Raw genomic sequence first — 18,672 nt, 5'->3', positions numbered from 1 at the left:
CGTCCCTGCCCAGCTCGATGAGGAGTTGGTCCGCCATGGCCGCCGAGCTCTCCCCGCACCTGCTGTCCGAGAAGCACCGCCCCACGCTCGACCAGGCCCTCGACGCGATCCACACGCGCGCGTACTGGTCCCCGCACCCCGAGCACCCGAAGGCGTACGGCGAGGGCGGTGCACCGGGCAGCCTGAGCGCCGCCGAGGGCAAGGCCGCCTTCGACGCCGTACTGCACACCCGGCTCGACCTCGGTCAGCCGGGCACCGACGGCTGGACGGGAGGCGAGATCTCGCCCTACGGACCGGAGCTCGGCGTCGAGTATCCGCACGCCGACCTGGATGTGCTGCTTCCGGCGATGCGCGCGGGAATGGCAGCGTGGCGCGAGGCGGGGCCCGAGACCAGGGCGCTGGTCTGTCTGGAGATCCTGGCGCGGATCAGCGCCCGCACCCATGAGTTCGGCCACGCCGTGATGCACACCAGCGGTCAGGCGTTCATGATGGCGTTCCAGGCGGGCGGCCCGCATGCCCAGGACCGCGGCCTGGAGGCGGTGGCGTATGCGTACGAGGAGCAGATCCGCACCCCGCGGGCGGCGGACTGGTCCAAGCCGCAGGGCAAGCGCGATCCGCTGCAGCTGCACAAGACGTACATCGCGGCGGGCCGCGGCATCGCGCTGCTGATCGGCTGCAACACCTTCCCCACGTGGAACGGCTATCCGGGACTGTTCGCCTCTCTCGCCACCGGAAATCCCGTCCTGGTGAAGCCGCACCCGCGCGCCGTTCTCCCCCTGGCGCTCACGGTGCAGGCGGCACGTGAGGTACTGAGCGAGGCCGGCTTCGACCCCAATCTCGTCTGTCTGGCCGTCGAGCGTCCGGGCGAGGGCATCGCGAAGGCCCTGGCGGTCCGCCCCGAGATCAAGATCATCGACTACACCGGGTCCACCGCCTTCGGCGACTGGCTGGAGACCAACGCCCGCCAGGCCCAGGTCTACACGGAGAAGGCGGGGGTCAACACGATCGTCGTCGACTCCACCGACGACTACCGCGGCATGCTGTCCAACCTGGCGTTCTCCCTCTCCCTGTACAGCGGCCAGATGTGCACCACCCCGCAGAACCTGCTGATCCCCCGGGACGGCATCGCGACGGACACGGGCGACAAGACGTTCGACGACGTGGTGGGCGACATCGCAGCCGCGGTCACCGGTCTGCTCGGCGACGACGCCCGGGCGAACGCGCTGCTCGGCGCGCTGGTCAACCCGGACGTGAAGGCCCGCCTGGAGGCCGCGGCAGGGCTGGGTGAAGTCGCCTTGGCCTCAAGGGAGGTGGCCAACCCGGAGTTCCCCGACGCGGTGGTCCGTACCCCGGTCGTCGTGAAGCTCGACGGCACGAAGCCGGACGACGAAGCGGCGTATCTGTCGGAGTGCTTCGGACCGGTGGCATTCGCTGTCGCGGTCGACTCGACGGCGGACGCGGTGGAGCTGCTCCGCCGCACGATCCGTGACAAGGGCGCGATGACGGTCGGGGCGTACACGACATCACCGGAGGTGGAGCGCGCGGTGGAGAACGTCTGCCTGGACGAGTCGGCCCAGCTCTCGCTGAATCTGACGGGCGGGGTGTACGTCAACCAGACCGCGGCGTTCTCCGACTTCCACGGCTCGGGCGGCAACCCTGCGGCCAACGCGGCCCTGTGCGACGGAGCGTTCGTATCAAATCGCTTCCGCATGGTGGAAGTCCGCCGCCAGGCCTGACACAGCCCGCCCTGCCCCCTCCCCGGCTCCAGCCCCTCGGCGCCTCTTCAGCTCCTCCGGCGTTTGAGGAGCCGGCCCCGGGGGCGGAGCCCGCATTTCGGGAAGAAGCGCGCGCTACGGGCAGGGGCGCCGAGACCCGCCGCAGGCGCCACCCCGCCGCCCCGCCCGCACAGTCGGACACCCCGGGCCTCAGCCCGCTCCCACGCCCCCCGAAATATCCGCATACCGCTGCACCCACGCATGCATGGCAATGGCCGCCGCAGCCCCCGCGTTGATCGACCGCGTGGATCCGAACTGCGCAATCGAGCACACCATCGTCGCGTGCTTACGCGCCTCCTCGGTCAGCCCCGGCCCCTCCTGCCCGAAGAGCAGCACACACCGCCGCGGCAGCTCGGTCCGCTCCAGCGGCACCGCCCCCGGCAGATTGTCGATCCCGATGATCGGCAGCCCCTCGGCCGCCGCCCAGGCGGTCAGATCCGCCGTGTCGGGGTGATGCCGCACATGCTGGTACCGGTCGGTGACCATCGCACCGCGCCTGTTCCACCGCCGCCGGCCCACGATGTGGATCTCCTTGGCGAGGAAGGCATTCGCAGTGCGCACCACCGACCCGATATTGAAGTCGTGGCCCCAGTTCTCCACCGCTACGTGGAAGTCGTGCCGCCGAAGATCCAGATCGGCGACGATCGCCTCCCTCGACCAGTAGCGGTACTCGTCACCGACATTGCGCCGGTCACCCTGGGCGAGCAGCTCGGGGTCGTACCGCTCGCCCTCGGGCCAGGGCAGCGAATGCGGCCCGACGCCGATCTCCGCCCCGAATCCGTCGTCGTACTGCAACGCCTCCGCGGACTGCTCACCGATCCCGAGGCCATCGGCCGACGGACTCTCACTGCTACTGCTCCTGCTCCTGCCGGTATCACTGCTCACCCGACGAGGGTATGGCCACTGCTTCCGCTGTGCTGCGCGACCTCCTCCTCGCCGCCCCGCTGCTGCTCGGGCACCCGGGCCGTGCGCGAGAACAGCAGCTGCCGCCCGACTGTCACCCGGCCGCCCAGCCAGACCAGGAAGACCGTCGGCAGGAAGACGGAATCGGCGGCGATCATCGCCATCGAGAAGAAGGGCAGCCCCAGCAGCAGAGCGATGCCCGCGTGCTCGCACATCATGGCGACGAGCAGGACGTTCTTGACGCGTCGGTTGAAAAGAGTGAAGGGGAAGGCGACCTGCACGATGACCGTGCCGTACGTCAACACCATGACCATCACGCCATTGGACGCGAGGAGGTCCGACAGTGCGGGCCACGGGGTGAAGGAGTCGAGTCTGAGCGGGTAGTACAGCGCCGTGCCATCCTGCCAACGCGATCCCTGGATCTTGTACCAGCCCGCGGTCGCGTAGATCAGACAGACCTCGGCCATGATCACGACGAGAGTGGCGTTGTGCGCGAGGTTGGCGAGGACATCGAGCAGCGTGCGTGGTTCGCTCCGCGGCGCGTAACGGTTCACGGCCCACCAGACGCCGTGCCCGATCCACAGCACCCAGAAGAGAGTCGGCAGCCACCAGGTGCCACCGAGGCCGTCCGTCGCCGTAGCCACAACAAGGACCAGACCGAGTACAAGCCACAGAATCGTCCCGGCGACATTCGAGGCCGGCCGGGCGCCTCCCGCCCCCGGCTCCTGCTCCGACTTCGACTCGCCCACCGCCCCTGACTCCGTACGGTGTGCCCGCGCCGCACGTCGCGCATCCAGCGACCAGACCTGCCCGCAGCGCGTCAGCACGAGGTAGATCGCCATCAGATGGACGACGTTGTCCCCGCCGTCGCCCAGGAAAATGCTGCGGTTCTGAAGCGAGAGCACACCGACCATGAAAAGGACGGACATCGCGCGGGTGTGCCAGCCGACCATCAGCAGTGCGGCGGAAAGCAGGACGACCGCATAGACGATCTCGAACCAGGCCGTGCTGTCCGACCACATGAGCACCGAGAGGGACTCATTGCCCGATATGAGCTGCTTCGCCATGTCCCAACGCCATGGGGCGTCGGGGCCGTACATCTCATGGCGGTGGGGCAGCTCGCGCAGCAGGAACAGCAGGTACGTGGCGGAGAAACCGATCCGGATAACGGCGCTCTGATACCGGCCGAGGGCCGAGGAGGTGATGCGCTGCACGCCGCTGGCGAGCTTGCGGCCGAGGAAAGCCGTACTCACTTGACCGCCTCCTTGGCGCTCTCGGGGAGGTCGGCGGGGGTGACCGTCCACCACGGCAGCACCCGGTAGTTCGGCTTGGTGCTGATCTTCTCCGTGCTCCACGGCGGCGCGGCGACGGATCGCACCTCCGAGCGGACCTGGATGCGCTCGACGGTGCCTCCGTAGTCGTGCTCACCAAGGCGCAGCATCACAATGCGGCGGATGTAGCGCTCGGAAAGATCGCCGCGCAGTCCGTTCGGGCGGTTCTGGATGTCGTGGGAGTTGAGATAGAAGTCCCAGGCGCGGCGGAGCTGGTTCTGGTGGATGTGACTGGGGAGGAAATTGCCTCGTATCCCTCTGTTGTCCTCGACCGAGAGACTCATCCACGGAGTGGTGCGACGACCTTCGGGACCGGCTATCTCGGCCCGTACGTGCACTGCGACGTTCTGCTGGAGCGGATTGGGAGCGAAGAGCTTCCAGTTCTGCTCGAACTCGGGATAGACCCAGTCGTCGACCGCTTTGCCGTGCTGCTTGGTCAGCGTGTTGGACGGGGCGACGTGCAGAAACACCATGGCCAGATGGGTACAGGCAATCATCCCGATGACCGACAGCCCGATGGCGGCCACGATCTGGTACGGAAGGGACAGTCCGGCGATACCGGAACACACCGGCGCGGGAGCTCCGGCGGATTCAGCGGGCGGCGTCGTACGGAGAGGCTGGCCCGAACCCGGATCCACCCCCGGACCACGGCTCCCGTCCCCGTCTCCGACGCCCCTGTCGTCGTACGAATCCATCCCGCCCCGATCCCCGTCGATCCCCGGTCAGATATCCACAGGGTTGACACCCTACGGGCCACCGACTCACCATTGAAGCCAATGAACCGAACGATCGGTCGGTAGGGAGCCCGGGATGGCGGCAGTGACTGCGGACCAGACAGCGCAGGGCCAGACGCGAGGGACCGCGCAGGCGACAGCAGGTGGGCCCGATGGGCCGGCGGGGGCGGACGCGGCTCAGCAGGCAGCCTTCGACGCCACGGTGGCGGCCGACGAGCGCATCGAGCCGCGCGACTGGATGCCGGACGCGTACCGGGCCTCGCTGGTCAGGCAAATGGCCCAGCACGCCCACTCCGAAATCATCGGCATGCAGCCCGAGGCCAACTGGATCAGCCGCGCGCCCTCGCTGCGCCGCAAAGCCATCCTGATGGCCAAGGTGCAGGACGAGGCGGGACACGGACTGTACCTCTACAGCGCGGCGGAAACGCTGGGGACGAGCCGCGAGGAAATGCTCGACAAGCTCCACGCGGGCCGCCAGAGGTATTCGTCAATCTTCAATTACCCCACGCTGACCTGGGCGGATGTCGGCGCGATCGGCTGGCTGGTGGACGGCGCCGCGATCACCAACCAGGTGCCGCTCTGCCGCTGCTCGTACGGTCCGTACGCACGGGCCATGGTCCGTATCTGCAAGGAGGAGTCCTTCCACCAGCGCCAGGGGTACGAGCTGCTGCTCACCCTCGGCCGCGGAACCCGGGAGCAGCGCGAGATGGCGCAGGATGCGGTGAACCGCTGGTGGTGGCCGTCCCTGATGATGTTCGGCCCGCCGGACGACGCATCGGCGCACTCGGCGCAGTCGATGACCTGGAAGATCAAGCGTCACTCCAACGACGAGCTGCGGCAGCGGTTCGTCGACATCTGTGTCCCGCAGGCCGAGGCGCTGGGGCTCACCCTCCCGGACCCGGACCTCCGGTGGAACGAGGAGCTCGGTCACCACGACTTCGGGGCGATCGACTGGACGGAGTTCCAGGAGGTCCTGAAGGGCAACGGCCCGTGCAACGAACAGCGCCTCACACAGCGGCGCCGGGCACACGAAGAGGGCGCCTGGGTCAGGGACGCGGCGGCTTCGTACGCGCTCAGGCACCCCGCGCCGACGCGCCACGCCCACGCACCGGCCCACATCACAGATGCACCACACGCGGAAATGTCCCAGACAGAAAGGCAGACCCCACCGAACGCGGAGGCGACGGCATGAGCAGCTCGACCGACTGGCCGCTCTGGGAGGTGTTCGTGCGCTCGCGGCGCGGCCTCTCCCACACCCACGCGGGCAGCCTGCACGCCCCGGACGCCGAGATGGCCCTGCGCAACGCCCGTGACCTGTACACACGCCGTTCCGAGGGCGTCTCCATCTGGGTGGTGCCATCCACGGAGATCACGGCCTCCTCGCCGGACGAGAAGGACTCGTTCTTCGAGCCGGCGGGCGACAAGCCCTACCGGCACCCCACGTTCTACGAGATCCCGGAAGGGGTGAAGCACCTGTGACCGCGGCCCTCGCCCTCGGCGACGACGCGCTGGTGCTCTCGCACCGGCTGGGGGAGTGGGCGGGCCACGCGCCCGTGCTGGAGGAGGAGGTGGCCCTCGCCAACATCGCCCTGGACCTCCTGGGACAGGCCCGGGTGCTGCTCTCGCTCGCCGGGGACGAGGACGAGCTGGCGTTCCTGCGCGAGGAGCGCGCCTTTCGCAACGTCCAGCTGGTCGAACAGCCCAACGGCGACTTCGCCCACACCATCGCCCGCCAGCTGTACTTCTCCGTCTACCAGCGGGGGCTGTACGAGCAACTGGCGGCCGGCGGAGGCGCGTTCGCCGGGCTGGCCGCGAAGGCCGTCAAGGAGGTCGCGTACCACCAGGACCACGCCACGCACTGGACGCTGCGGTTGGGAGACGGCACGGAGGAAAGCCATCAGCGGATGCAGCGCGGGGTGGATGCGCTGTGGCGGTTCACCGGTGAACTGTTCCAGCGGGTCGAGGGAGTGGAGATCGACTGGCCGTCGCTGCACGCCGACTGGCTGGCCACCGTCACCGGCGTCCTGCAGCAGGCGACACTGACGGTGCCGACCGGTCCGGAGTCCGGGGCCTGGACGGCCGGTGCAGGACGGCAGGGCATCCACACGGAACCTTTCGGGCGGATGCTCGCCGAGATGCAGCATCTGCACCGCAGCCACCCGGGGGCGTCGTGGTGACCGGCACGCTGCTGGAAGAGGAGGTGCGCAGGCTCGCCGGGTCCGTGCCCGACCCGGAGCTGCCTGTGCTCACCCTGGAGGAGCTGGGCGTGCTCCGCGGAGTGGAGGTGCTCGCCCCGGGCAAAGTCACCGTCCGCCTCACCCCGACGTACACCGGCTGCCCGGCGATCGAGGCCATGTCGGCCGATATCGAGCAGGTGCTGCACGACCACGGCATACCGGAGGTCTCTGTGGTCACTGTGCTCGCACCGGCCTGGTCGACCGACGACATCAGCGCGGAGGGACGGCGCAAGCTCGCCGAGTTCGGCATAGCACCCCCACGCCCGCATGATGCCGCCGCCGGGTCCGGCGGACCGGTGCCGCTCACCCTCTCGGTGCGCTGCCCGCACTGCGGCTCCACGGACACGGAGCTGCTGAGCCGGTTCTCCTCCACCGCCTGCAAGGCGCTGCGCCGCTGCGCGAGCTGCCGTGAACCGTTCGACCACTTCAAGGAGTTGTAGATGTTCCATCCGCTCCGGGTCCGCGCGATCGAGCGGCTGACCGACGACTCGGTGGCCGTGACCTTCGCGGTGCCCCCCGAGCTGCGCGAGACCTTCCGCCACAAGCCGGGGCAGCACCTCAATGTGCGCTACACGGTCCAGGGCGAAGAGATCCGGCGTTCGTACTCGATCTGCACCCCGGCCGCCGATGCCCCAGCCGATCCCGAGCTGCAGGTGGGCATCCGCCTGGTCGACGGCGGTGCGTTCTCCACGTACGCCCTCAAGGAACTCGCCGTCGGCGACCAGATCGAAGCGATGCCCCCGATGGGACGCTTCGTGCTCACGCCCCGCGCCGGTCACTACGCGGCGATCGTCGGCGGCAGCGGCATCACCCCGGTGCTGTCGATCGCGTCGACTCTGCTGGCCCGTGAGCCCGAGGCCCGGTTCTGTCTGATCCGGAGCGACCGGACGGCTGCCTCGACGATGTTCCTGGACGAGGTCGCCGACCTCAAGGACCGCTACCCGGACCGCTTCCAGCTGGTGACAGTGCTCTCCCGTGAGGAACAGCAGGCAGGTCTCCCGTCCGGCCGGCTCGACCGGGAGCGGCTGGCCGGGCTGCTGCCCGCGCTCCTGTCGGTGGGAGATGTGGACGGCTGGTATCTCTGTGGGCCGTTCGGTCTGGTCCGGGCGGCAGAGGGTGCGCTGCACGGCCTCGGCGTCGACCGGGCCCGTATCCACCAGGAGATCTTCCACGTCGACGACGGCCCAGCCGCTCCCGCCCGCACGCGGGTCGAGGCGCCCGCACACAGCACGCTCACCGCGACACTGGACGGACGCTCGGGCAACTGGCCGGTCCAGGACGGCGAATCGCTGCTGGAAACGGTCTTGCGCAGCCGCTCCGATGCTCCGTACGCCTGTAAGGGCGGGGTGTGCGGGACGTGCAGGGCGTTCCTGGTCTCGGGCGAGGTCCGGATGAACCGCAACTTCGCGCTGGAACCGGAAGAGACAGGGGCGGGCTACGTGCTCGCCTGCCAGTCGCATCCGCTCACACCGCAGGTGGAAATCGACTTCGACCGCTGACCCCTCGGATCACTCGGATCCCACCGGGTTCGATTGGATCTCCTCGGAACCTCCCCGAACCTCCTCGGATCTCCGGGTCCCCCGGACCGCTGCGCCCCTTCCCTGTTCCCTTCTCATAGAACCTGTCCTATCTTGACGAACCGTCAGGTTCGGGTACGGGCACAGCGGTTCGCGGGAGGTCAGTGCAGTGGACTTCACCTTCACCGAGGAGCAGCAGGCAGCCGTCGAGGCAGCAAGGGCGGTCTTCTCGGGCGTCGAGCCCGACGGAGTGCCCAGCCCCGCGCTCACTCCGGGAGCGGTGGGCGAGGATATCGACCGGTCCGTGTGGGCGGGGCTGGCCGCAGGTGACCTGCTGAGCCTGACGCTGGCACCGGAACACGGCGGGGCCGGGCTCGACGCGGTCGCGCTCTGCCTGGTCCTGCGCGAATCGGCGAAGGTGCTCGCCCGGGTGCCGCTGCTGGAGACCTGCGCGGTCGCGATGACGATCCAGCAGCACGGTGACCCCGGCCTGGCAGCCGAGCTGCTGCCCCGCGTCGGCCGGGGTGAGCTGGTCCTCACCGTCGGGGCCAACGGCCGCACCGGCCACGATCCGGCCGCACTCGCCGTCACCGCCCGCCGGGACCTTGCGGGAAAGGCCGGCCAGGACCGTGACCGGTCCAACGGCGAGGACGGCGAAAGCGCGGGCTGGGTGCTCGACGGAGTGCAGTCGGGGGTGCCGTGGGCCCAGTCCGCGGACTGGATCGCGGTGCCCGCCCACACGGACGAGGGCCTGGCCGTGCTGGCATTGGTCCGCCGCACGGCCGAGGGCGTCGCACTCGCCGAACAGGTCTCCACGAGCGGTGAGTTGTTCGCCGAGGTTCGGCTGGACACGGTACGGATCGAGGACAGGGCGCTGATCAGTACGCCGGGTGCCTGGGAGTGGCTGCGCACCCTGCTCACCACCGGAACCTGCGCGTTCGCGCTGGGTCTCGGCGAGGCCGTGCTCGCCATGACAAGTGAATACACCGGAAAGCGCGAGCAGTTCGGATATCCCGTCGCGACGTTTCAGTCCGTCGCCGTCCAGGCCGCGGACCGGTACATCGATCTGCGGGCCATGGAAGTGACCCTCTGGCAGGCGGCCTGGCGGATCTCCACCGGTGCGCCCGGAACGCTGCCCGTCGCGGGCGATGTCGCGGTGGCGAAGATCTGGGCATCGGACGGGGTCCGTCGGGTCGTACAGACCGCCCAGCATCTGCACGGCGGCTTCGGCGCGGACACCGACTACCCGCTGCACCGCTTCCACGCCTGGGCGAAGCAGATCGAGCTGTCACTCGGCCCCGCAGCGATGCACGAAGAGGCACTGGGCGACCTGCTGGCCGCCCATCCCCTCGGCTGAGTCACCCAGCCCGCTCCGGCTCCCACCGGAGCCCGGGAGGATCCCCGCCGGATCAGAGAACGAAGGCCGGGTTGCCGTTGTCCGTGACCATCGGGCGCCCGGCACCGTCCCAGGCGAGCATCCCGCCGTCGACGTTCACGGCGTCGATGCCCTGCTGCACCAGGTACTGAGTGACCTGGGCGGACCGGCCGCCGACCCGGCACATCACATGTACGCGTCGGCCGTCCTCCGCCGCCTCGGTCACCTCACCGAAGCGGCCGACGAAGTCACTCATCGGAATGTGCAGGGCACCATCGACGTGCCCCGCCGCCCATTCGTCGTTCTCCCGGACGTCCAGCACGAGGCCGTCCGACGGCACCGCCGCGACAGCCACCGAGGGCAGCGGGGCGAAATTCATGGGTCATGCCTTCTCTCGTACGTACACTCCGGACTTACCAGAAACGCTACTGCACCAGACCTGCCAGCTCCGCCTCTCGCTGCGAGACCTCACCCAGCAACTGTTCGGCGATCTCGTCGAGCAGCCGGTCCGGGTCGTCGGGCGCCATCCGCAGCATGGCCCCGATCGCGCCCTCCTCCAGCTCCTGGGCGAGTACCGTCAACAGTTCCTTGCGCTGGGTCAGCCAGTTCAGCCGGGCGTAGAGCTCCTCACTCTCGCTGAGCTCCGCCTGCGGTGGAACGGGCCCCGCCGCCCACTCCTGCGCCAGCTCCTTCAGCAGGGCCTCGTCCCCACGCCCGTAGGCGGCGTTGACGCGGGTGATGAACTCGTCCCGGCGCGCCCGCTCCGTCTCGTCCTGGGCGAGATCCGGGTGGGCACTGCGTGCCAGCTCGCGGTAGAGCCTGCGCGCCTCCTCGGTCGGCCGGACCCGCTTGGGCGGCCGCACCGGCTGCTCGGTCAGCATCGCCGCCGCCTCGGGGGACAGCCCGTCGGAGTCGAGCCAGTCGTGGAAAAGCTCGTCGATGCCCGGCAGCGGCATCACGAGCGCCCGAGCCTCCTGTGCCCTGCGCAGATCCTCTGGGTCACCGGTCCGAGCGGCTCGGGCCTCCGCGATCTGCGCGTCGAGCTCGTCGAGGCGGGCGTACATCGGGCCGAGCTTCTGGTGGTGCAGCCGGGAGAAGTTCTCCACCTCGACCCGGAAGGTCTCCACCGCGATCTCGAACTCGATCAGCGCCTGCTCCGCCACCCGCACGGCCTTCGCCAGCCGCGCCTCGGGGCGCGCATCAGCGGCAGCGCCCGCGTCGGCGTCGCCCCGAGGGCCCTGCTGCTCGTGCTGTTCCTGCTGCCGGTCGTTGTCCTGCCGGTCATCGTCATTCCGGGTGGTCGGCACCCCGGCGGCTTCGTGGGTCACCCGTCCAGCGTATGGCCCCGGCCCGCGCCCCGAGGACACACGGTCGGCGGAGCGCCCCTCACACCCCGAGCTCGGCCGCTATTCGCCCCGAACCGACGGCCCGCACCAGTTCCGCGTGATCCGCTTCCGTACGGTCCGCGTAGGTCACGGCGAAACTCGCCACCGCCTCGTCCAACTCGTCGTTCTTGCCGCAGTAGCCCGCGATCAGCCGCGGGTCGGCACTGTGGGCATGGGCCCTCGCCAGCAGTGCGCCCGTCATCCGCCCGTAGTCGTCGACCTGGTCGGCCGCCAGGGCCGCCGGGTCCACGCTCCCCTTGCGGTTCCTGAATTGCCGCACCTGGAACGGCCGCCCCTGCACGGTCGCCCAGCCCAGCAGAATATCGCTGACCACCTGCATCCGCTTCTGCCCGAGCACCACTCGGTGACCCTCGTGCGCCACCTCGGGCACTTCGAAACCGACGGCGGGCAGATACGGCGCCAGCGCGGAGGACCGCGCCTCCTTCACCTGGAGGACCAACGGCTCGCCGCGATGATCGAGCAGCAGCACCACGTACGACCGGGTTCCGACGCTCCCCGTGCCGACCACCCGGAACGCCACGTCATGGATCGCGTAACGGGCGAGCAGCGGCACCCGGTCCTCCGAGATCGTGCCCACATAGTCGCCGAGCGCCACCGCGACCGCCGCGGCCTCCGCATCCGGCACCCGTCGCAGCACCGGCGGTGCGTCGACAAAGCGGCGTCCGCTGCCCTCGGCCTCCTCCGTGGACTTGGCGGCGAAGCGGGCGCTGGTGTTCCTACGGGCCTTCTGCGAGACCCGTTCCAGCATGCCGACCAGATCCCGCGCGTCCGTGTGCGAGACGAGTTCCTCGTCGGCGATGGCATTCCAGGCGTCGAGCGCGGGCAGTCTGGCCAGCAATCGCATCGTCCGCCGGTACGCACCCACCGTGTCGTACGCACCCCGCCGACAGGTGTCCTCGTCCGCCCCGGCCTCACGCCCCGCGAGTACCAGCGAGGTGGCGAGCCGCTTGAGGTCCCACTCCCACGGGCCGAACACGGTCTCGTCGAAGTCGTTCAGATCGATGACCAGGCTGCCTCGCGCATCGCCGTACAGCCCGAAGTTGGCCGCATGCGCATCGCCGCAGAGCTGGGCGCCCACGCCGGTCACCGGTGTGCCCATCAGGTCATGGGCCATCAGCCCGGCCGAACCGCGCAGAAACGCGAACGGTGTGGCAGCCATCCGCCCCACCCGGATGGGCGCGAGGTCGGGCACTCGGCCCCGGTTCGACTCCTCGACCGCCTGCACGGCGTCGGGCCGGCCCGAGGGAAGTGCCAGCGCATCGTGCGCGGTCCTGGGCACCCGGTCGCGCAGCGTCCTGCCCGTCCGCCTCGGCGACTGCGGCGCGCTGTCCGCCGCAGCGTCCGCGCGCCGGGCGAACCCGGGCACGACCGGTATGCGCGGCTCATCCGTCACAACCCGCTGCCTCGGCACTGCCGCTTCGAACTCACCCATGGCGCGCAGCCTTCCCCGCCCTCGATCGACGTCCTGTCCAACATCAACTGCCGACGACGGTACCGCCGTCCGCCAACAGCCGTCTGCCCCTGTGGAAAACCTGAACGAACGCCTGTGGACAGCGCCTTGCCCTGGTCAGACGCCGACAGGTAGGCGCCGTAACTCGCCTGTGCCCTTAGGTGGTTCACCGCGGTGTCCCGGTCGGGGACGGTACGCACGCTGAGCGCGCCGTCACCCTTGTCCTGCAGCGTCTGCGCGAGCACGTGCGCGCTCGGCCCCGATCCGACCACGTCCACCCGCAGGTCGTGCGGTTCCGGAGCATGGAACGCCCCTAGGTAGGCAAGCCCCATCCCGATACACATCAGCAGGGGCGTGACGAGATGGCTCAGCACATGGCGCAGGGCAGCGGCGGTCGTGCCGCCGGCGGCACTTGGACTCGTGGACATCGAACTGCAATGGTTGGCTTTTACAACTCTTCCATCCGTTGCACTATACAACTAAACATTTGGGAAGGTGAGACCGTGCCAGACACCGCCGGGGAACGCGAAGAGTCGCTGGACGTCATCGGGCGTGAGCTGACGGCGTTCGCGCGCCGGGCGCGCGCCGCCGCGGCCCGCCTCCATCCGGAGCTGCCGCTGGTCTCGTACACACTGCTGTCGCACATCGACGACCGGCAGGGCTGCCGCGCAACGGATCTGGCCGCGCACTACATGCTCGACAAATCGACGGTCAGCCGGCAGATCGCCACCCTGGAGAAACTCGGGCTGGTCGAGCGCCACCCGGACCCCACGGACCACCGGATCCAGGTACTGCACCCCACCGAGGCCGGAACCCAGGCCCTTGCCTCGACACAGGCCAGCCGTCACGCGGCCTACCAGCAGCGCCTCGCGGAGTGGACCGCGGACGATCTCGCGCGGTTCGCCGAGTACCTGCTGCGCTACAACACGTCGGGCGGGACGAGCGCCCCGAGCACGGGCACGCCCCAGTAACCGCCGGAAGCCGTCAGCAGCCGCCCTCGTCGACCATGAGGTACGTCTGCGCCCAGAGCGCCAGCTCCTTCAGGGCGGGCTCCATCGGGCACCAGCCCGCGATGGCCGAGCTCATCCCGCTCGCCGAGGCCTCCCGCGCCAGGGCGTTCACCGAGGCCACGGAGAAGGTCAAGGCTCTCGCCGCACGACTCGCCGCCTGAGAGCCTGTCGGGCGACCTCTGATCGGGCGGTCACGGCGTGGCACGCACGCTTCCGGCGTTGCCGAAATGCCCTAGTAGCTCCGCTACGAGGCCATCCCGGCGCCTTGGAATCGCACGCACCACGCCGCGTCCGCTCTCCGATCGAAGGTCACCCGACAGGCTCTGAGCCGCGGCACGACGGAATACCGGCCGGGGCTCGCGGGGATCGGACACTCCCGCGAGCCCCGGCCCGTCGTCGTACGGGGACACACAAGCACCCCGCCACACAGGAACGCCCCGACTTACTGGAATGCCCCGAATCGGACGTTTCACGTGAAACAAGGCCCAGCGTTCCAGAGCCTCCAGGGCACGCCTACAGCCCCGCATCCCTCGACAACAGCGCAGCCTGCACCCGGTTCTCGCACCCCAGTTTCGCCAGGATCCGGCTCACATACGTCTTCACCGTTGCTTCGCTCATGTGCAGCCGCCTGCCCGCGTCGGCGTTGGACAGCCCCTCGCCGAGCAGCGCCAGTACCTCGCGCTCCCGCCCGCTGAGTTCCGCCACCCGCCGCCGCGCCCCTTCACCCCGCTTCGCCGCCCGTCCCATGGCCAGCTGATCGACCACATGCCGAGTGGCACCGGGCGAGAGATAGGCATCACCGGCCGCTGCCGCCCGAACCGCCTGGATCAGCTCGGCCGGCGCGGTGTCCTTGAGCAGGAAGCCGGCGCCCCCATGCTCCAGCGCCCGCAGGACGTTCTCCCGCTCCCCGAACGTCGTGAGCACAATCACCCGCACCGCCGGTGCCGCCGTGCGCAGTTCCACCAGTGCTGTGAGCCCGTCCATCACCGGCATCTGGATGTCGAGCAGCACCACGTCCGCCGCATGGGCACGGACCTGATCCACGGCCTCGCGCCCATTCGCCGCCTCGGCAACAACCTCGATGGAGCGGTCCGAGGTCAGGATCATCCGTATCCCCGCCCGGATGAGGGGCTCGTCGTCAGCGATGACGACCCTGATTAACTGCCCCGTCACACGTACCCCCGCACTCGTCCTGCGCGTCTCATCTACTGGGGACCTCATAGGACTTCTTCTCGATCAGCCTGCCGTCCCGGAAGCAGAACCGGAACACCGGATCGGTACTGAAGCTGTCGCCCACCTCTGAGGACAACAGAACCAGACACCGCGCCCCGGCCGGCTCCTCGGGCCCCGAACCGTCCAGCCCGGCCGACATGAATGTATCCCCGGCGGGCAACTGGTCCCGCACCTCGTCCTCCGCCGACCCGATCTTGATCGCCCGGTACTGGCTCGGATCGACCATCGCCTTGTCCGCCGCTCTCACCAAGAAATACAGGCCGAACCCACCGATCAGCATCAACAGCACCAGTGCGCCCGCCGCTATCCCGCAGCCCAGCGCGATGCCACTGCCCGTGCTCCTCGTCCTGCCGCTCATCGCCAACTCCCGCTCGGAAACCGTCCAGTCCATGACCGGACCAGCGTTCCCCTGCGGGACCGTCTGTGACTGCTGCCGGAAGTCGTCCTCCGCATCAACCATCGGCGTACCCACGACCCCCCCGGCCATGGACTCCGCACCGTACGGCAGCACGCCGGCCACCCGGAAGCCGCCGCCCTCGGTCCGCCCGGTGTGCACCATGCCGCCGACCAGCCGGGCCCGCTCGTGCAGCCCGGGCAGCCCCTGCCCGCCGCTGACCACCCCACCCACGGCCTGTGCGCGCCGCTGCGGACCACTGACGATCTCGACGACGAAGGAATCCGGCTCATAGCGCAGCTCGACCGTGATGGCCGCGCCCGGTGCGTGCTTGTACGCATTGGTCAGTGCCTCCTGGACGATGCGGTACGCCGCATGGTCCGAGGCAGCCGCGAGCGCCCGGCTCTCCCCCGTACAACGGAGCTCGACAGCGCTGCCGGCGGCCCGCGCCGCCTCCGCCAGCTCCTCGATGCCCGCGATCCCCCGCGCCGCCCGCTGCCCGTCCTCGTCGCCGCGCCCGGGCCCCGCGACGTCGTCCCGCAGAATCCCGACGACTTCCCGCAGCTCGTGCATGGCACGGACCGACGCACCGCGCAGCACACCGACCGCCTCGCGCTGCCGCACCGTCAGCTCCGGGTCGACCTCCAGTGCCCCCGTATGAACAGAGATCAGCGCCAGTTGGTGACCGAGGCTGTCGTGCATGTCCTGAGCGATCCGCTGGCGCTCCATGAGCCGCGCCTGCCCCACGATCATGGCCCGCTCCCGGACCAGCTGTGCATTGCGCTCCTGGAGGGCGTGCAGCAGGGTCCGGCGCTGCGTCCAGTACCGGCTGGCGAGACCGGGCACGAGCGTCGTCGCCAAAAAGTAGAGAGTGGTGAACAACACCTGGGTCAGCGGCCGCAGCCCCGACCACGTCATCGCAACGGTCACACCCACGTAGAGGACGTACGAGGCGGTGAACGCCCCCAATGCCCGTCCCGCTCCGGCGATCCGGCGCCCGGAACTCCACGCCACCACCATCAGCAGCAGGGCAAATCCGCCGGAGAGCCCGGCCAGGGCAGACGTCACCACCAACACGCTCACCGGCAGCCTGCGCCTGAGCAGCGACAGCGCCACGACCATGGGCGGCACCGCCCACAGCCGCAGTTCCCCGCCGCGCAGCAGCTCTTCCGTCCCCGCGGCCAGCAGCCCGAGCACCACGGCCAGCACGGCCTCCCCGGCCATCCGGCGCCGGGACCACAGCTCCGGAGCCGCACACCACTGCCACCCGGCCCGGAGTTTCGATATCGCGTACACGCCCCGCACCCTAGGCAGCCCCTCGCACACGCGACGCCTTTCTTTCGTTGCGCCCGCGCACGACGAAAGTCGCCCCGCCGCCGACCACCTCGTCCGGGAACGAAGAAGCCCCACAGGCCGTTGGCCTGTGGGGCTTCTCTCTTGTGCGCGAGGGGGGATTTGAACCCCCACGTCCCGAAGGACACTGGCACCTGAAGCCAGCGCGTCTGCCGTTCCGCCACTCGCGCATGAGTGGTGTTTTCAGACTCTCTCACCTGTTGGTGCGAGCGCCTGGCGACATCCGGAAGATTAGCACGCTGGACAGGGTGGATTCACATCCGTTGTTTTGCCGGGCGGATGACGGGAAGCGGGAACCCGGAGCGGTCACCCCCACTCCTCCTCAGCACACCGCAGGTGCGGGACACTGTGAGGAGCGGTCACCTCTACGATCCGTGTGAGGGGTGACACTCATCCACTGGGCAGACAAGGGGAACCAGCCGATTTCCCGACGCGTGGATACGATCAGTAAGCAGTACAGGGACGAGAACACCGGAGGAGGTGCCCCATGGGAGTCATGAAGCGTTTCGAGCAGCGTCTCGAAGGTCTGGTCAACGGCACCTTCGCCAAAGTGTTCAAGTCCGAGGTCCAGCCGGTCGAGATCGCGGGTGCCCTCCAGCGCGAGTGCGACAACAACGCAACAATCTGGAACCGCGAGCGGACCGTCGTCCCCAACGACTTCATCGTCGAGCTCAGCGCCCCGGACTACGAGCGCCTGAGCCCGTACTCCGGCCAGCTCGGCGACGAGCTCTCCGGTCTGGTCCGGGACTACGCCAAGCAGCAGCGCTACACCTTCATGGGACCGATCAAGGTTCATCTGGAGAAGGCGGAGGACCTCGACACCGGGCTCTACCGCGTGCGCAGCCGCACCCTCGCTTCGAGCTCCTCGCAGCAGGGCCAGCAGGCTCCACAGGGCCACCCCGGACAACCCGGCCACGGGCGCCCCGCCGCCCCGCAGCCCACCGGCGGCTACGGCTATCCCCCCAGCTCCGTCCCGCCCATGCCCGCGGCCCCGCCGCCGGGCAGCGGCCGTCCCGGAGCACCCACTGCCGACCGGCGCCCGCCGGCCGCGCCCGGCCCCATGCCGAGCGCGCAGGTACGACGCTGGATCGAGATCAACGGCACCCGCCATCAGATCTCCCGCCCGACGCTGGTGCTGGGACGCAGCACCGACGCCGACGTGCGGATCGACGACCCCGGCGTATCGCGCCGGCACTGTGAGATCCGGACCGGAACGCCCTCGACGATCCAGGATCTCGGGTCTACCAACGGCATCGTGGTAGACGGGCAGCACACCACCCGCGCTACGCTCCGCGACGGCTCGCGGATCGTCGTGGGCAGCACCACCATCGTTTACCGGCAAGCCGAAGGGTGAAGCGGGGGCAATGTCAGAGCTGACCCTGACGGTCATGCGGCTAGGTTTCCTGGCTGTTCTGTGGCTGTTCGTCATCGTGGCCGTTCAGGTCATCCGCAGCGACCTGTTCGGAACGCGCGTCACGCAGCGCGGCTCACGCCGCAACGCGGGCGACACGCGACCGCAACAGGCACGCCAAACCGCCGCGGCACCGCCGCAGCAACGCCAGCAGCCCGGCCGCCAGCGCCGTGGGGCACCCACAAAGCTGGTCGTCTCCGAGGGCACCCTCACCGGCACCACGGTGGCGCTCCAGGGACAGACCATCACCCTGGGCCGGGCGCACGATTCAACGATCGTGCTGGACGACGACTACGCGTCCAGCAGGCATGCCAGGATCTACCCCGACCGTGACGGCCAGTGGATCGTCGAGGATCTCGGGTCCACCAATGGCACGTATCTCGACCGGACCCGCCTCACCACCCCGACGCCTGTTCCGCTGGGCGCGCCGATCCGGATCGGCAAGACCGTCATCGAGCTGCGGAAGTAGTACGACAATGAGCGAGCGGAGCGAGCGGGCCGCAGCGGTCCGGGCAACTGACCCGGCCCTGCTCCCGACCGGAG

Annotated in this window: 18 protein-coding genes, 1 tRNA gene and 2 pseudogenes; 11 read left to right on the top strand and 10 right to left on the bottom strand. The window is 69.4% G+C overall.

Annotation, left to right across the window (positions count from 1 at the left end):
- The first annotated feature begins 35 nt into the window (after positions 1-35).
- On the top strand, positions 36-1,736 hold the full coding sequence (paaN, locus tag ACGFSA_RS00885) for a phenylacetic acid degradation protein PaaN (protein ID WP_393297707.1): 1,701 nt from the start codon (positions 36-38) through the stop codon (positions 1,734-1,736).
- 189 nt (positions 1,737-1,925) lie between these two features.
- Here paaN and ACGFSA_RS00880 read toward each other — a convergent pair whose 3' ends face one another.
- From ACGFSA_RS00880 to ACGFSA_RS00870, 3 genes are read right to left on the bottom strand one after another with little or no spacing between them, the layout of a single operon-like run.
- Positions 1,926-2,660, bottom strand: coding sequence for a TrmH family RNA methyltransferase (locus ACGFSA_RS00880; RefSeq protein ID WP_393297704.1), 735 nt, complete (start codon positions 2,658-2,660; stop codon positions 1,926-1,928).
- Positions 2,657-3,931 carry an HTTM domain-containing protein gene (locus ACGFSA_RS00875; RefSeq protein ID WP_393297701.1) on the bottom strand — a complete coding sequence of 425 codons (1,275 nt, stop codon included), beginning with the start codon at positions 3,929-3,931 and terminating at the stop codon, positions 2,657-2,659. Before ACGFSA_RS00875 ends, ACGFSA_RS00880 begins: the two co-directional genes overlap by 4 nt.
- Entirely contained in the window at positions 3,928-4,704 is a 777-nt protein-coding gene (locus ACGFSA_RS00870; protein ID WP_393297698.1) for a DUF5819 family protein, read from the bottom strand. The genes ACGFSA_RS00875 and ACGFSA_RS00870 overlap by 4 nt, the downstream gene beginning before the upstream one ends.
- Positions 4,705-4,819: 115 nt before the next feature.
- Between ACGFSA_RS00870 and paaA the strand changes: the two genes are divergently transcribed.
- The 6 genes from paaA to ACGFSA_RS00840 all read left to right on the top strand — a co-directional run bounded on the left by paaA (position 4,820) and on the right by ACGFSA_RS00840 (position 9,854).
- A complete protein-coding gene (gene paaA, locus ACGFSA_RS00865; RefSeq protein ID WP_393297695.1) occupies positions 4,820-5,935 on the top strand; it encodes a 1,2-phenylacetyl-CoA epoxidase subunit PaaA in 1,116 nt (371 codons plus the stop codon).
- Positions 5,932-6,222: a 1,2-phenylacetyl-CoA epoxidase subunit PaaB gene (paaB, locus tag ACGFSA_RS00860; RefSeq protein WP_030972485.1), complete on the top strand. Its 291-nt coding sequence runs from the start codon at positions 5,932-5,934 to the stop codon at positions 6,220-6,222. The genes paaA and paaB overlap by 4 nt, the downstream gene beginning before the upstream one ends.
- On the top strand, positions 6,219-6,920 hold the full coding sequence (paaC, locus tag ACGFSA_RS00855) for a 1,2-phenylacetyl-CoA epoxidase subunit PaaC (RefSeq protein WP_393297692.1): 702 nt from the start codon (positions 6,219-6,221) through the stop codon (positions 6,918-6,920). Before paaB ends, paaC begins: the two co-directional genes overlap by 4 nt.
- Entirely contained in the window at positions 6,914-7,420 is a 507-nt protein-coding gene (gene paaD, locus ACGFSA_RS00850; RefSeq protein ID WP_393297689.1) for a 1,2-phenylacetyl-CoA epoxidase subunit PaaD, read from the top strand. Before paaC ends, paaD begins: the two co-directional genes overlap by 7 nt.
- Positions 7,421-8,479 carry a 2Fe-2S iron-sulfur cluster-binding protein gene (locus ACGFSA_RS00845; protein ID WP_393297686.1) on the top strand — a complete coding sequence of 353 codons (1,059 nt, stop codon included), beginning with the start codon at positions 7,421-7,423 and terminating at the stop codon, positions 8,477-8,479.
- 187 nt (positions 8,480-8,666) lie between these two features.
- A complete protein-coding gene (locus ACGFSA_RS00840) occupies positions 8,667-9,854 on the top strand; it encodes an acyl-CoA dehydrogenase family protein (RefSeq protein ID WP_393297684.1) in 1,188 nt (395 codons plus the stop codon).
- A 52-nt stretch (positions 9,855-9,906) separates the two neighbouring features.
- Here ACGFSA_RS00840 and ACGFSA_RS00835 read toward each other — a convergent pair whose 3' ends face one another.
- The 4 genes and pseudogenes from ACGFSA_RS00835 to ACGFSA_RS00820 all read right to left on the bottom strand — a co-directional run.
- Complete coding sequence (locus ACGFSA_RS00835; RefSeq protein ID WP_393297681.1) at positions 9,907-10,251, bottom strand: rhodanese-like domain-containing protein; 345 nt, start codon at positions 10,249-10,251, stop codon at positions 9,907-9,909.
- Between the two features lie 46 nt (positions 10,252-10,297).
- Positions 10,298-11,200 (bottom strand): hypothetical protein, encoded by a 903-nt coding sequence (locus ACGFSA_RS00830; protein WP_393297678.1) that lies wholly within the window; start codon positions 11,198-11,200, stop codon positions 10,298-10,300.
- Positions 11,201-11,258: 58 nt separating this feature from the next.
- The gene (locus tag ACGFSA_RS00825; RefSeq protein WP_393297675.1) at positions 11,259-12,710 is read right to left on the bottom strand and encodes a DUF2252 domain-containing protein; all 1,452 of its coding nucleotides are present in this window, start codon (positions 12,708-12,710) and stop codon (positions 11,259-11,261) included.
- Positions 12,711-12,856: 146 nt separating this feature from the next.
- Positions 12,857-13,156: pseudogene (locus ACGFSA_RS00820) on the bottom strand (hypothetical protein); the annotation flags it as partial.
- Positions 13,157-13,231: 75 nt separating this feature from the next.
- Here ACGFSA_RS00820 and ACGFSA_RS00815 point away from each other — a divergent pair.
- Positions 13,232-13,699 carry a MarR family winged helix-turn-helix transcriptional regulator gene (locus ACGFSA_RS00815; protein WP_393297672.1) on the top strand — a complete coding sequence of 156 codons (468 nt, stop codon included), beginning with the start codon at positions 13,232-13,234 and terminating at the stop codon, positions 13,697-13,699.
- Between the two features lie 92 nt (positions 13,700-13,791).
- Positions 13,792-13,899, top strand: a pseudogene (locus ACGFSA_RS00810) (FMN-dependent NADH-azoreductase); the annotation flags it as partial.
- Positions 13,900-14,251: 352 nt separating this feature from the next.
- On the opposite strand, the gene ACGFSA_RS00805 reads toward ACGFSA_RS00810, so the two are convergent.
- From ACGFSA_RS00805 to ACGFSA_RS00795, 3 genes are all read right to left on the bottom strand, one after another.
- Entirely contained in the window at positions 14,252-14,911 is a 660-nt protein-coding gene (locus tag ACGFSA_RS00805) for a response regulator (RefSeq protein ID WP_393297669.1), read from the bottom strand.
- A gap of 28 nt (positions 14,912-14,939) precedes the next feature.
- Positions 14,940-16,661: a sensor histidine kinase gene (locus ACGFSA_RS00800; protein ID WP_393297666.1), complete on the bottom strand. Its 1,722-nt coding sequence runs from the start codon at positions 16,659-16,661 to the stop codon at positions 14,940-14,942.
- 144 nt (positions 16,662-16,805) lie between these two features.
- A tRNA-Leu gene (locus tag ACGFSA_RS00795) sits at positions 16,806-16,888 on the bottom strand.
- Positions 16,889-17,205: 317 nt separating this feature from the next.
- Here ACGFSA_RS00795 and ACGFSA_RS00790 point away from each other — a divergent pair.
- Together ACGFSA_RS00790 and ACGFSA_RS00785 are read left to right on the top strand one after the other, a co-directional pair.
- Positions 17,206-18,072 carry an FhaA domain-containing protein gene (locus ACGFSA_RS00790; protein ID WP_393297663.1) on the top strand — a complete coding sequence of 289 codons (867 nt, stop codon included), beginning with the start codon at positions 17,206-17,208 and terminating at the stop codon, positions 18,070-18,072.
- Positions 18,073-18,082: 10 nt separating this feature from the next.
- Positions 18,083-18,598: an FHA domain-containing protein gene (locus ACGFSA_RS00785; RefSeq protein WP_037702017.1), complete on the top strand. Its 516-nt coding sequence runs from the start codon at positions 18,083-18,085 to the stop codon at positions 18,596-18,598.
- Positions 18,599-18,672 lie beyond the last annotated feature (74 nt).

The organism is Streptomyces sp. NPDC048496, assembly GCF_043200055.1.
Taxonomy (GTDB): Bacteria; Actinomycetota; Actinomycetes; order Streptomycetales; family Streptomycetaceae; genus Streptomyces.
Note: the sequence above shows the minus strand (reverse complement) of the source record. Positions and strands in the feature narration are given on the sequence as shown.